The organism is Vibrio sp. EA2 (assembly GCF_033042495.1).
Lineage (GTDB): Bacteria > Pseudomonadota > Gammaproteobacteria > Enterobacterales > Vibrionaceae > Vibrio.
Window position 1 is genome coordinate 1 of record NZ_JAWLID010000021.1, and the last position, 14,133, is coordinate 14,133.

The 14,133-nt window shown below is 45.2% G+C and carries 13 protein-coding genes; 3 read left to right on the forward strand and 10 right to left on the reverse strand.

Features of this window, described 5'->3' with window-relative positions:
* Positions 1–601: 601 nt before the first annotated feature.
* The 7 genes from RXX31_RS22650 to dusA all read right to left on the reverse strand — a co-directional run bounded on the left by RXX31_RS22650 (position 602) and on the right by dusA (position 7,606).
* Positions 602–1,381, reverse strand: a complete 780-nt coding sequence (locus RXX31_RS22650) for a phosphoadenylyl-sulfate reductase (RefSeq protein WP_020334598.1) — start codon at positions 1,379–1,381, stop codon at positions 602–604.
* Positions 1,374–3,110, reverse strand: coding sequence for an assimilatory sulfite reductase (NADPH) hemoprotein subunit (cysI, locus tag RXX31_RS22655; RefSeq protein WP_317591920.1), 1,737 nt, complete (start codon positions 3,108–3,110; stop codon positions 1,374–1,376). The genes RXX31_RS22650 and cysI overlap by 8 nt, the downstream gene beginning before the upstream one ends.
* Positions 3,110–4,984 carry an assimilatory sulfite reductase (NADPH) flavoprotein subunit gene (locus RXX31_RS22660; RefSeq protein WP_317591921.1) on the reverse strand — a complete coding sequence of 625 codons (1,875 nt, stop codon included), beginning with the start codon at positions 4,982–4,984 and terminating at the stop codon, positions 3,110–3,112. The genes cysI and RXX31_RS22660 overlap by 1 nt, the downstream gene beginning before the upstream one ends.
* Positions 4,985–5,101: 117 nt before the next feature.
* Entirely contained in the window at positions 5,102–5,332 is a 231-nt protein-coding gene (locus tag RXX31_RS22665; RefSeq protein ID WP_014233130.1) for a hypothetical protein, read from the reverse strand.
* Between the two features lie 151 nt (positions 5,333–5,483).
* Complete coding sequence (locus tag RXX31_RS22670) at positions 5,484–6,143, reverse strand: TIGR04219 family outer membrane beta-barrel protein (RefSeq protein ID WP_317591922.1); 660 nt, start codon at positions 6,141–6,143, stop codon at positions 5,484–5,486.
* A gap of 100 nt (positions 6,144–6,243) precedes the next feature.
* Entirely contained in the window at positions 6,244–6,459 is a 216-nt protein-coding gene (gene pspG, locus RXX31_RS22675) for an envelope stress response protein PspG (protein ID WP_014233132.1), read from the reverse strand.
* Between the two features lie 166 nt (positions 6,460–6,625).
* The gene (dusA, locus tag RXX31_RS22680; RefSeq protein WP_317591923.1) at positions 6,626–7,606 is read right to left on the reverse strand and encodes a tRNA dihydrouridine(20/20a) synthase DusA; all 981 of its coding nucleotides are present in this window, start codon (positions 7,604–7,606) and stop codon (positions 6,626–6,628) included.
* 345 nt (positions 7,607–7,951) lie between these two features.
* Between dusA and zur the strand changes: the two genes are divergently transcribed.
* Both zur and RXX31_RS22690 read left to right on the forward strand, forming a co-directional pair.
* Positions 7,952–8,410, forward strand: coding sequence for a zinc uptake transcriptional repressor Zur (gene zur / locus RXX31_RS22685; RefSeq protein ID WP_317591924.1), 459 nt, complete (start codon positions 7,952–7,954; stop codon positions 8,408–8,410).
* 15 nt (positions 8,411–8,425) lie between these two features.
* The gene (locus tag RXX31_RS22690; protein WP_317591925.1) at positions 8,426–8,887 is read left to right on the forward strand and encodes a chemotaxis protein CheX; all 462 of its coding nucleotides are present in this window, start codon (positions 8,426–8,428) and stop codon (positions 8,885–8,887) included.
* Positions 8,888–8,978: 91 nt separating this feature from the next.
* Here RXX31_RS22690 and pgi read toward each other — a convergent pair whose 3' ends face one another.
* Complete coding sequence (pgi, locus tag RXX31_RS22695; protein ID WP_317591926.1) at positions 8,979–10,631, reverse strand: glucose-6-phosphate isomerase; 1,653 nt, start codon at positions 10,629–10,631, stop codon at positions 8,979–8,981.
* A 305-nt stretch (positions 10,632–10,936) separates the two neighbouring features.
* On the opposite strand from pgi, the gene RXX31_RS22700 reads away from it, so the two are divergent.
* Positions 10,937–11,356: a secondary thiamine-phosphate synthase enzyme YjbQ gene (locus RXX31_RS22700; protein ID WP_317591927.1), complete on the forward strand. Its 420-nt coding sequence runs from the start codon at positions 10,937–10,939 to the stop codon at positions 11,354–11,356.
* A 56-nt stretch (positions 11,357–11,412) separates the two neighbouring features.
* On the opposite strand, the gene alr is transcribed toward RXX31_RS22700, so the two are convergent.
* Both alr and RXX31_RS22710 read right to left on the reverse strand, forming a co-directional pair.
* Positions 11,413–12,489, reverse strand: a complete 1,077-nt coding sequence (gene alr / locus RXX31_RS22705) for an alanine racemase (RefSeq protein WP_317591955.1) — start codon at positions 12,487–12,489, stop codon at positions 11,413–11,415.
* A gap of 13 nt (positions 12,490–12,502) precedes the next feature.
* Positions 12,503–13,903 (reverse strand): replicative DNA helicase, encoded by a 1,401-nt coding sequence (locus RXX31_RS22710; RefSeq protein ID WP_317591928.1) that lies wholly within the window; start codon positions 13,901–13,903, stop codon positions 12,503–12,505.
* Positions 13,904–14,133: the final 230 nt, after the last annotated feature.

Consider the following 14,133-nt stretch of genomic DNA (forward strand, 5'->3'; position numbering starts at 1 on the left):
AAGTAATGTTTGAATTGACTGTGCTGAATCCGAAGATTCAATGGTCACTTCGTATCATTGAAACCTAATTTGAAACCCCTCTTTATTTAGAGGAAATTTCTAATTGGATTATCATCAACGAGTGCCCACACAGATTGATAGGTTCTTATTTTTAAAGAGCTACTCTTCTTTGCGATTTACATCACTTCGGAAGAGGCGGCCATTCTAGCGAGATAATCTTCAGTGTCAAACACTTTTTTGCTTTTTATTTTACTTTTTCAAAGTAAAGGCAATTAACTATTTCGCTTTTCTTTTTGACCTTGCCAACTTGACTTGAAACCCTTGTGAGCCCTTGCCCTGTCGACGAGGTGGCATTATAGAGATCGCGCTCACGTTGGCAAGCGTTATTTTGCAAAATTTGCAAAAATAATGGTTAAACGATGACTTTTCACTCAAAGCCTTATTTATCCAACTTTACCCCTAACAATCAAACAGGTTATCCACAGAGTTATCCTTAAATGGCTGTTTTTGAGTCCTGCTTTTTACTTATAGAAGTAAAAAAGAGAGCTGCTTTACAGCAGCTCTCTTTTTATAGGAGATGGAGACCGAGCTCTATCTCTTCTTATATACCCGAACCATCTTGTTCAGAGTCATCATCTTCGTGAAGTCCACATTCACGCTTCAAACCAAAGAATCGAGTTTCTTCCTCTGACATTCCAGGTTCCCACTTCTGCGTTGTATGCGTATCACCTACAGAGAGATAACCTTCATCCCAAAGTGGATGGTATTTCAGTCCGTGTTGCTCTAAGTAATAGTGGACATCTTTATTCGTCCAATCGATTACTGGCAAAAACTTAAATACGCCATTCTGAATTGATAGTATCGGCAAACCTGCTCGAGATTTGCTTTGCTCTCTACGAAGGCCAGAAAACCAAGTTCCGACTTTAAGCTCTTTCAATGCACGACGCATTGGTTCAACTTTATTGAGTTTGTTGTACTTCTCGATCCCTTCAACACCCTGCTCCCAAAGTTTTCCATAACGAGCTTCTTGCCAATGAGCACTTTCTACTGCTCGGTAAACTTTTAGGTTGAGGTTCAGTTGCTCGGTTAACTCATCAATAAAGCGATAGGTTTCAGCAAACAAATACCCGGTATCCGTTAAGATAATTGGGATGTCTGGTTTTTCTTGAGTCACAAGATGAAGCATTACTGCGGCTTGGATACCAAAACTAGACGAAACGGCAAACTCTCCGTCTAGGTTTTCCAAAGCCCATTTTACTCGCTCTTGTGCCGAAAGCTGTTCAAGTTCGACATTGATTTGGGCAAGACGGAGGATTTGCTCCGTCTTAGTTAATGTCAGCAACTCTGCCAGCTCCGGTTTGGAAGCTACAGAATCAAGCATGCAAGTCCCTCTTAGATACTTTGACTTCTTGAATGATGCCAGCGCGGATTGCAAAATCACCAAATCCTTCGCCAGTTTCGCGCTCTGTGGCCCAACGACCTACGAGCTGATCAATCTCTTCTAGTATCTGTTTGTCAGTGATGTTTTCTTTATACATCTTCGGAATACGTGTGCCCGCTCGGTTACCGCCCAGGTGAAGGTTGTAACGACCCGGTGCCTTACCGACTAAACCAATTTCAGCCAGCATTGCACGGCCACAACCGTTAGGACAACCGGTGACACGCAGGATGATGTTGTCTTCTTCAGGTAAACCGTGTTTTTCCAGGATACCTTCTACATCAGTCACAAACTGAGGAAGAAAACGTTCTGCTTCTGCCATTGCAAGCGGACAAGTCGGGAATGCCACACACGCCATTGAGTTTTTACGCTGTTCACTGACGCTATCGTCAACTAGGCCATGCTCACGAGCGATCTTCTCGATTAGCTCTTTTTGATCCGCCGGTACGCCCGCAACAATCAGGTTTTGGTTCGCGGTCATGCGGAAATCACCTTTGTGAATTTTCGCGATTTCAGCGACACCCGTTTTTAGTGGCTTACCTGGGTAATCCAATAAACGACCATTCTCGATAAATAGCGCTAAGTGGTGCTTACCATCAATGCCTTCTACCCAACCGATTCGATCACCGCGTTCGGTAAATTCGTATGGGCGGCTTTCTTCAAACTGAACGCCCGCACGTTTTTCCACTTCCGCTTTAAAGACGTCAATACCAACACGATCTAGTGTGTACTTAGTTTTCGCGTTCTTACGGTTTGAACGGTTACCCCAGTCACGCTGAGTTGTTACGACTGCAGCGGCAACATCAAGTGTCTTTTCTAGAGGGACAAAACCAAAGTCGTCGGCACGGCGAGCGTAGGTTGACGTATCGCCATGCGTCATCGCCAGACCACCACCAACAAGTACGTTGAAACCAACCAGCTTGCCGTTATCTGCAATCGCAACGAAGTTCAGGTCGTTTGCGTGTACATCCACATCATTTTGCGGTGGGATCACAACGGTCGTTTTGAACTTACGTGGTAAGTAATTTTTACCCAGAATCGGCTCGTCTTCTTCTGTTGATTCGACTTTCTCACCATCTAACCAGATTTCAGCATACGCACGCGTTTTTGGTAGAAGATGCTCACTGATCTTCTTCGCCCACTCGTATGCTTCTTGGTGTAGCTCAGACTCTACTGGGTTAGTAGTACACAGTACGTTACGGTTAACGTCACCTGCCGTTGCGATTGAGTCGATACCAATGCTGTTCAACGTTTGGTGCATCAACTTGATATTTGGCTTCAGTACACCGTGGAACTGGAACGTTTGACGCGTAGTCAGACGAATACTTCCATATAGAGAGTGCTCTGTTGCAAACTTATCAATCGCTAACCACTGCGTTGGGGTAATGATACCGCCAGGCATACGAGCACGAAGCATCACGTTATGAAGAGGTTCAAGCTTCTGCTTAGTACGCTCGTTACGGATATCGCGATCGTCTTGCTGATACATGCCGTGGAAACGAATTAACTGAAAGTTATCTGCGGTAAAGCCGCCAGTAATACGATCCTGTAGGTCTTGCTCAATGGTGCCACGTAATAAGTTGCTTTCTCTTTTCAGACGCTCGTTATCAGATAGTGGTCCTAGCTCTTCGCCTAATACAACCTGCTTATTATTCTCAGTCGAAAAAGTCATTAGTACACATCCCTCTGATAACGTTTCGCTTTACGTAAGTCATTAATAAATTGTTCTGCTTCATCGCGAGCCAGTTTACCTTCTTGCTCAGCAACAATGACAAGTGCGTCGTGAACATCTTTTGCCATGCGGGTAGCATCACCACATACATAGATGTAAGCGCCTTCTTGAATCCACTGCCAAACTTGCTCAGCGTTTTCTAGAATACGGTGTTGTACATAAACCTTTTCTACTTGGTCACGGCTAAATGCCACATCCAAACGGCTTAGTGCACCTGACTTAAGGTATTTTTGCCATTCAACTTGGTACAAGAAGTCTTGCGTGAACGTACGGTCACCAAAGAACAACCAGTTTTTGCCTTCTGCATCGCGGTTTTCGCGCTCTTGAATAAAGCTACGGAATGGAGCAATACCAGTACCCGGGCCTACCATGATGATTGGTGTATTGTCGTCTTCTGGCAGTTTGAAGTTGTTGTTGTGTTCAATAAACACTTTTACTTCACCACCTTCTTCCAAACGTTGAGCCAAGAAGCTAGAAGCACCGCCGTAACGTTTCTCTTCGTTGTGATCGTACTCGACCAAACCAACCGTCAAGTGTACTTCTTCATCTACTTCAGCTTGGCTTGAAGCGATCGAGTAAAGACGAGGCGTTAGACGACGTAGTAAACCAACCAGTTCATCAGCCGTTAGCTTAGTCTTCTTCTCTGCCAGCACATCAACAATTTGCGTATTTGCCGAGTACTCACGTAGCTTGTCTTTATCATCAACCAGCTTTTGAAGCTTCTTGCTACCAGATAGCTCAGCAAACTTGGTGACAAGTTGAGGGTTAGACGTCGTGATTTCGAACTTGCTGACCAAAGCACTATGAATTGACAGGCTCTCGCCATCGACTTCTACCGTTTCAACGCCAGACAGACCGACTTTGCCAAGAATTGCATTGGCAAGTTCTGAGCTGTTTTCATACCACACACCTAACGCATCACCTGGTTGGTAAGTAAGACCAGAATCTTCCAGATCGATTTCGATGTGGCGAACGTCTTTACCTGAATCTCGGCCAGTGATCTTTTGGCTAGTCAAAAGTGTCGCTGTGTAAGGGTTCTGCTTGTTGTATTGCGAATGAGCAGCTGCAGCCTGTCCTACAGGAAGTTGCACAACTTCAGCTTCGTTACCCGATGAAAGTGTTTCTTTCACTTTCTCCAATGCATTCTTACGCCACTCGGCAGCAGGCGCTTCGTAGTCAACATCACAGTCGATACGATCGATAAAAGGCTTGGCACCCAATTTTGATAGGTACGTATCGAAGTCTTTACCTGTTTGACAGAAGAACTCATAGCTAGAGTCACCAAGAGCGATGACACCATACTGAAGATTAGGCAGTTTAGGTGCTTTCTTGGATTGTAAGAACTCATGCAGTTCAATAGAGTTATCTGGCGCTTCACCTTCACCGTTGGTAGACGCCACGAAGATGACGTGCGTTTCTTTGGCTAGGTTTTTGCCTTTGTAGTCGCTAGCATCAAACAATTCAACTGCAATTCCTTCTGCTTTTGCTTCCTGCTCTAAAGCTTCAGCAACACCTTTAGCGTTACCGGTTTGAGAAGCAAAAATAATACTCAGTTTACCTGCTGGTTTTGCTGATACTGCGGCGGCAGCTTGCGAAATTGGTGTCGCAGCTGCACTTGGTTGATTTTGAGCCAAACCCCAGAAGTAACCACTAACCCACGCAAGTTGCTGTGAAGACAACCCGGAGACAGTGCTTTGGAGTGAACTAAATTGTTGGTCATTCAGCGGGCTAGCGATTGGAGGAACTCCCCCTTGCCCGTTATTATCATCAGACACATTATTATTGTGTGAATACTCATTCTTTTGAAAAGACATTATCACGACATCCCTATTCATTGCGTGACGATAGAGTACCCACTCTCCTTAATAACAAGAAAGAATAGAAGTGAATGTTTTATAACTTTTTGGAAGTAGGAACGGCTTAGTTTTTGCTCAGCGGTCTTCAATACGGACTTGTTGAAACCCTACCGCCATTGCCGATTTTGACGCCGCATCCAAATCTTCATAAAGACATTCTTCACCATGATTGTCTGTCAGAAACACGAATCCACCTCGCGCATGCCTGAACTCGACGACCCAACCACCCTCTTGGATCGACGGTTCAATAATGGCTTCCACAAGCTGGTTTTCACGAAATAGATGTCTTAATTCATTTATTGTCATCGCTATCCCTGCTCCAACGTTTCACATTGATCCTAGATAAGCATGGTCTAACTGGAGAAAATAGGCAGAAAAATTCGATTACATATAACGAAGAGGTATAAAAAAACGCCGCTTATAAGGCGACGCTTTAAAGAGAGTGGTGTTAATCGGCTTAGAAGGTGTATTCAGCGCTCAAGAAAAACCCATCGGCGAAAATAAACTCTTTACCTAAGCTAGAAACAAACTGTTCCGATTCTAAGTCTATCACTCGGTAGCCACCGCGAAATGCCCATTGGCTCTCCTGTAACGGTAGCTTGTATTGGATACCCGCCATAAGGTCTGTACTTTTAATGCCTTTACTGTCACCAAAATTCATTTCGCCAATCACATCAAAGCGGGTGTCTGGTACGGTGATTTCCGCGTAGCCATACCAAGCCCAAATGAGATCATCAAAATCTTCACTACGAGGAGAGGTGCCAGCATCAATGTACTTTGTATCACTTAAGTTACTCACCGTAACCCCAGCGTCAAAGTGTAATAAATCATGCTCTAAAACCTGGTAATACAGGGTCAGATCCAACTTATCAAAGCCCATGTAATCAGCATCAATACTGGTGTATCGCAAGCGAGCGTTTGGAACGTATTTTACGTCATGTTCAATCGCAGCATAGAGTGCGCCAGTTGTACTACTATCTCTTCGGACTTCGTTAACTTTTGTATCTGCTGCCCAGATATCCATACCGACTGTCGTCGTAACCGAGGACTCTGCGAGAACAGGAAACGTGGCTGCCAACGATAGCGTCGTTAAAGCGATGGTCGCTTTTTTTATCATGTAGTAAGTACTCCGAGATAGCTGATATTCAACAATAAGAACATGACAGAAAATATACCATAATCCCATGCACCTCTATCAACTAAATCGCCATAGCCTTCTATTTATAACGAGGTTGTGCCACAACGTTTTTAAAAAACCAAATACCGAGTGCGATGACAATTAGCCAGGGCAATAGTTTTAATACTGCACCAATCATACCCAGTAAGAACATCACAACCAAAGCAATACCTGTTGCCGCGAATACTGTCACCATCGTGATGCCCGTTACTAATAGGGTCGCCGCAAAGACTAAAAGAAAGATCAGCTCCAACATAATGATTTCTCCATACATTTTTCAAGTAATAGAGCAGTTAACATGCCAACTTATAAGAAAACAAACCAAGCCACTGATATTTAATACAAAAATAAAGCCAGAGGTATTTCTACACTCTGGCTTACTCATTCTTTAATTGGTAAATTTAACCAACCGCTGGTGAATTTTACACATTTAGCTCTTTTGGGATCTTCGCAAGTGCATCTTGCAGCACTTCTAAACCCGAACCTGGTTTGTGCGCATTTTCACTGATGTGACGACGCCACTGACGTGCACCTGGCATACTCTGGAATAAACCCAGCATATGACGAGTGATATGACCAAGGTACGCACCTTTTGCGAGTTGCGCCTCGATATAAGGATACATCTCTTCCACAATTTCGCTGCGCTTTTTCACTGGCGCACTTGAGCCAAATAGCTCTTGATCGACCGATGCCAATATATAAGGACTTTGATACGCTTCGCGACCGATCATCACACCATCAAGATGTTGGAGATGCATTTTCGCTTCTTCTAGCGATTTTACCCCACCATTCACGGCGATAGTTAGATGAGAGAAATCTTTCTTCAATTGGTATGCGCGTGGGTAATCTAGCGGTGGGATCTCGCGGTTTTCTTTCGGGCTAAGGCCACTAAGCCAGGCTTTGCGTGCGTGAATGGTAAACTGCTCACAGCCCCCCTTCTCAGCCACGGTAGAAACAAAATCAGTCAGAAATTCGTAAGAATCTTGATCGTCAATACCAATACGCGTTTTTACCGTTACAGGTACATCAACAACGTCTTTCATTGCGGCGACACAGTCTGCCACCAACTGAGGTTCTGCCATTAAACACGCACCAAAACGGCCATTTTGCACACGATCAGATGGGCAACCCACGTTGAGGTTGATCTCATCATAACCACGCTCCTCGGCAAGCTTGGCACACTTCGCCAAATCTTCCGGGTTTGAACCACCCAATTGAAGGGCTAACGGATGCTCTTCTTCGTTATAAGCAAGGAAATCCCCTTTTCCATGAATGATCGCGCCTGTCGTCACCATTTCAGTGTACAGCAGGGTTTCTTTGGTCATTAAGCGATGGAAGTAGCGACAATGACGATCGGTCCAGTCGAGCATTGGTGCTACGGAGAGCCTGCAAGAATGAGTCATGATATAAATACCCGTTTTTATGTTGCCAAGGTCGAGCGCAGCAGTACGCTCAAAAAATAAGTCGGGTATTGTATACCCAGTCACCTCATGGCGCTAGTTTCAGCGAAAAGTTCTTGGCTATAAACCACCGCACACCGGATAGGATGTGTTGCCCAGTGAGCAAAGAAAAAGTAGTCGATGAATACAATTTCTACACAGCGGTGTCATTCTGCGTTGACGATTACCTCACTATGCGATGAGCGATTTGCTTTAATTCATGATTTTCGCAGTGATAGTAGGTAAAATGAAGCATCTCTGTACGAACTTCGTATAGAAACCATTTATAATAGAGCACTTCCAATAGTTATGGTGAAAGGTTTGACCCCAACAATCATTGAACAAGTTGAAAATATCTGCGCCGAGCGCGGAGTAAGATTGACTCCCCAGCGACGACGTGTGTTTGAGCTCATCTGTTCGAATCGCAGTGCATCAAGTGCGTATGAGTTATTGGAGCAACTAAAAGAGAGTGAACCACAGGCTAAACCTCCTACGGTCTACCGAGCTCTGGAGTTTCTTCTCGAGCAAGGCTTTATCCATCGAGTGGAATCGACCAATAGTTTTATAACTTGTTGTTCTTTCGATAAGCAACAGCACTTTTTTCAATTACTAATCTGTGATAAATGTGGGGCTGTTGTTGAACTTGAAGACGAGGACTTGATGGCCTTGTTAGCTAAGAATGCTGAAAAACATGGATTCAAGCTAACCAATCAGGTCATTGAAACACACGGTGAATGCCAGGCCTGTGCCTCCGAAACGAAAGAATAAGTATAGAAGACCAATATGCGCGCAGAATTTGTAAACCCGTTTTTAGCTTCCTTAATGAATGTGCTAAAGACTATGGCTTCTCTGGATCTGAAGCCTCAAAAACCTCGAATCAAAAAAGATGAAATTGCACGAGGGGATGTTTCAGGTTTGATTGGCATGGTTGGTCCACAAACTCGTGGCTCAATGTCGATTACCTTCGATGAAGCGTTAGCACTGGAAATCATGCAAAACATGCTTGGAGAGCGCCCTAACGGACTCAATGAAGAAGTGACCGATATGGTGGGTGAAATCACTAATATGGTGACTGGCGGAGCAAAACGAATTCTGGCTGAGAGTGGGTTTGATTTTGATATGGCAACGCCGGTTGTGGTTTCTGGCCGAGGCCATACTATTCGTCACAAATGTGAAGGCTCGATTATCATCATGCCTTTCTCCTCTCAATGGGGAAATGCCTTTATCGAGATCTGCTTCGAATAACCATCCCGCGGATTGAGGTCTAGTCATCGGCTAGGCTCAAAAGCGACAAAAAAGGTCAGCAATCGCTGACCTTTTCTAATCTAATCGTTCATTACGCTTTGAAAGCTTTGAATGCGTTGATCAGACCATTTGTAGAGCTATCGTGTGTGCTGATTTCAGACTCATCAGCCAGTTCTGGCAGGATTTGGTTTGCTAGCTGTTTACCTAGCTCAACACCCCATTGGTCAAAGCTGAAGATGTTCCAAATAACGCCTTGTACGAAGATCTTATGCTCGTACATTGCGATCAGGTTACCTAGCGTGCGAGGTGTGATTTGCTTAACTAAGATAGAGTTAGTTGGACGGTTACCTTCAAACACTTTAAACGGTGCGATTTCTGCTACTTCTTCTGCATTTTTACCAGATAGTACCAGCTCTTCTTTTACCGTCTCTTCACTCTTACCAAACGCAAGTGCTTCAGTTTGTGCGAAGAAGTTCGACATCAGTTTCTGATGGTGATCGCTTGCTGGGTTGTGGCTGATTGCAGGTGCAATGAAGTCACATGGGATCAGCTTAGTACCTTGGTGGATTAGTTGGTAGAACGCGTGCTGACCGTTAGTACCAGGTTCACCCCAAATGATTGGGCCAGTCTGGTAAGTCACTGCGTTACCGTCACGGTCAACGTACTTACCGTTTGATTCCATGTTACCTTGCTGGAAGTACGCAGCAAAACGGTGCATGTACTGATCGTAAGGCAGGATTGCTTCAGACTCTGCGCCGTGGAAGTTGTTGTACCAAATGCCGATAAGCGCAAGGATCACTGGGATGTTGCTTTCCAGTTCTGTTGAGACAAAGTGCTTGTCCATCTCGTGCGCGCCATCAAGTAGCTCAACGAAGTTGTCGAAGCCAACGGCTAGTGCAATTGAAAGACCGATTGCAGACCATAGTGAGTAACGACCGCCAACCCAGTCCCAGAATTCAAACATGTTGTCTGTGTCGATTCCGAACTCAGAAACTGCAGTCGCGTTAGTAGAAAGTGCCGCGAAGTGCTTAGCAACGTGTGCTTGATCGCCAGCCGTTTCCAGGAACCAATCACGAGCAGAATGCGCGTTCGTCATGGTCTCTTGAGTCGTAAATGTTTTAGAAGCGATTAAGAATAGTGTTGTTTCTGGATCCACTTTCTTCAGTGTCTCTACGATGTGCGTACCATCAACGTTAGACACGAAATGCAGGTTTAGATGGTTTTTGTATGGTGCCAGAGCTTCGGTCACCATGTAAGGACCAAGGTCAGAACCGCCAATACCGATGTTTACGATATCGGTAATCGCTTTACCGGTGTAACCTTTCCATTCACCGCCAATCACACGCTCAGTAAAAGACTTAATTTTTTCCAGAACGGCGTTCACAGCTGGCATTACGTCTTCACCATCAGCCATGACTGGTGTGTTAGTGCGGTTACGCAGTGCAGTGTGAAGAACAGCACGACCTTCTGTTTGGTTAATCGCTTCACCACTGAACATCGCTTCGATTGCAGATTTAAGCTCAGTCTCTTTAGCAAGAGTGAACAGGTGCTTCAGAGTTTCCTCATTGATTAGGTTTTTTGAGTAGTCGACAAGAATGTCTGAGCCGAAACGTGCAGAGTATTTGTCAAAACGATCCGCGTCTTGAGCAAATAGCTCTTTTAGATCCATATCTTGTGCAGATTCGAAGTGCGCTGTTAACGCTTTCCAAGCTTGTGTTTGCGTTGGATTGATATTTTTCAACATGGTCTTTATCCCGATGTTACAGTAGGTTCCATTCCTTACAGTCTAGCGAAAACTGTGGAATCCCCGATTTAGCAAAATAATTTAAATGTAGATGTTTGGGCGTTTTGCCACAAAACAAGTCTTTGTAATTTTTTTTCAGACAACAATTATGACCGAGAGCATTTACCCTCACATTGAGTTAGGTCACGTTAGCTGCCCTGAATTTGAACAATTGATTCATAGGTATAGAATAATATCATCAAGTAATGACAGGCTCTAATTGGATTAGAATAGACGCCAATTTAGAAATGTCCAAAGGAAGGCGTATGTGGACACAAAAAACACTCAATTTAAAAGCAAAAAGTCGTGGTTTTCATCTGGTTACTGATGAAATTGAACAACAATTACCGCAAATCAGCTCAATTTCAGTAGGTTTGTTACACCTATTTATTCAGCATACCTCTGCAAGTCTGACCTTGAATGAGAACGCGGATCCCACTGTTCGTATGGATATGGAAGCACATTTCAATAAGTATGTTCCTGAGCGCGCCTCTTATTATCAGCATACTTATGAGGGAGATGACGACATGCCAGCACACATTAAAGCATCACTACTTGGCAGTAGTGTGACGATTCCAATTCAGAATGGTCGCTTGGCGATGGGAACATGGCAGGGAATTTACTTAGGTGAACACCGAGATTTTGGCGGAAGCCGTCGTATCATCGCTACGATCAATGGTGAATAAAAATAGGGGCTAACGCTTTGGTTAGCCCCTATTCTTGAATTGGTATTATCCGGAGATTAGGTTGAATATTCCATTTCGACACGTGGCGTGAGCTTGGTCACTAACTCATACGCTATGGTGCCAATGTGGTTCGCGACTTCCTCAACGGGTAGTTCTTTCCCCCACAGAATCGCTTCATCACTGACTTTATCGGCCGCATCCGGTCCAAGATCGACGGTCAACATATCCATCGAGACCCGACCGGCGATAGGCACTTTACGTCCATTTACCCACACTGGTGTGCCATTCGGCGCACCTCTTGGATAACCGTCGCCATAACCAACTGCAATCACACCCACTTTGGTGTCTCGCTCGCTCGTCCAGGCACCACCGTAACCAACACTCTCACCTTTTTTCACTTCACGCACCGCGATCAGATGAGACTTAAGCGTCATCGCTGGCTGGTAACCTAAACCTTGTGCCGTTTTATCACCAAATGGAGACACACCATACATGATGATTCCCGGGCGAACCCAATCGAGGTGACTTTGTGGCCACGCCAGTAACCCCGCTGAGGCAGCTAGTGAACGCTCGCCATGACAGCCCAGCGTCAATGAATTAAACAGCTCTATCTGCTGTGATGTGATTTCACTGTCTAACTCGTCAGCACAACCAAAGTGGCTCATGTAACGCAGCGGTTTGGCTACATTAGGGCACGCTTTAAGACGAGAAACCAGTTCATCAAATTGCTCAGGACGTACACCCAGACGATGCATGCCACTGTCAATTTTGAGCCATACCACGACCGGTGTTTCTAGTTCTGATTGCTCTAGTGCAACGACCTGTTCTTCACAATGTACCGCCGTCTGGATGTTGTTCGTCACCAAAACGGGTAAGTCTCCAGGCGAATAAAAACCTTCTAACAACAAGATAGGCTTTACCACGCCACAAGCGCGTAACTGTAACGCCTCTTCAATCCTCGCAACACCAAAAGCATCCGCATCACTGGTGTATTTAGCAACATGACGCAAACCATGGCCATAGCCGTTGGCTTTTACCACTGCCATTACCTTGCTTGTCGGTGCCTGCGCTTTCACACGCTGTAAGTTGTACTGTAACGCTGGCAAATCAATGCATGCTTTTGCGGCTTTCATGTAGCTCATGGCATTACTCATCATCAATATCGAATGCTGGACCTGCATAATTATCAAAGCGCGAGTGTTGGCCTTGGAATGTGAGACGCACAGAACCGATTGGACCGTTACGCTGCTTACCGATAATGATTTCTGCGGTGCCTTTGTATGCGCTATCTGGGTGATAAACCTCATCACGGTAAATGAACATGATCAAGTCAGCATCCTGCTCGATAGAGCCCGATTCACGCAAGTCCGAGTTTACCGGACGTTTATCCGCACGTTGCTCCAAAGAGCGGTTGAGCTGCGATAGTGCCACAACAGGGACATTCAACTCTTTCGCCAGCGCTTTAAGCGAGCGAGAGATCTCCGCGATTTCCAACGTACGGTTATCCGTTAACGAAGGCACTCGCATCAGCTGCAGGTAGTCGACCATGATCATCGACAAACCACCGTGTTCACGGGCAACACGGCGAGCACGAGAACGTACTTCGGTTGGCGTCAGACCTGAGCTGTCATCGATGTACATATTTTTCTTCTGCATCAGGATACCCATAGTAGAAGAAATACGCGCCCAATCCTCGTCATCCAGCTGGCCAGTACGAATTTTAGTTTGGTCAACACGTGAAAGGGATGCCAGCATACGCATCATCAACTGTTCAGCAGGCATCTCTAACGAGAAAATCAGCACAGGTTTATCTTGCTGCATCGCAGCGTTTTCACATAAGTTCATCGCAAAGGTGGTTTTACCCATCGATGGACGCGCGGCAACGATCACCAAGTCGGAGCCCTGAAGACCCGCTGTTTTCTTGTTGAGATCGCTAAAGCCGGTATCAACACCTGTCACACCATCTTGTGGCGTTTTATATAACAGCTCGATACGCTCGAGCGTTTTTTCCAGGATGTTGTCTACGTTTTGCGGGCCTTCGTTTTCACTGGTGCGAGATTCTGCAATGGCGAAAACTTTACTCTCTGCCATATCGATCAGATCTTCTGAGCTACGACCTTGTGGATCATAACCTGCGTCAGCGATATCGTTAGCAACACCAATCAAACCACGTACAATCGCGCGCTCTGCAACGATATCGGCATACGCGTTTATGTTCGCTGCACTCGGTGTGTTTTTCGCCAAATCGGCTAAGTATGCGAAACCACCCACATCATCTAGTTGCTCGTGACGTTCGAGATACTCGGACAAGGTAATAAGGTCGAGTGGTTTGCCATCTTCAAGAATGGTTTTCACGCCTTCAAAAATAAGGCGGTGTGGACGGCTATAGAAATCACTGCTGACAACGCGCTCGGCAACGGTGTCCCAACGTTCATTGTCCAGTAAGAGACCACCAATCACTGATTGCTCTGCTTCTAGTGAGTGAGGTGGCACTTTGATTGCGTCGACCTGACTGTCTGAAGGTTTGCGATTTCTGTTTTCCGCCATGATTTTGCTCGATAACTACTAGTGACCCAAGATTATAACCTTAACCCAACACAGATGCTTCCTTGAAGCGAAAATTACTTGTTAAGAATCAGAATGGGTCCTGCGAACAACCTTCTTTATGACCACGCCGGAAAAATAATGAGCGTAATAAGATAAGCGCCTACTTTTTCGGATATTTTAGCCACTATCACGCTGTCATTTGGGCCATCGCCCACATTTAGTTAGCCTAA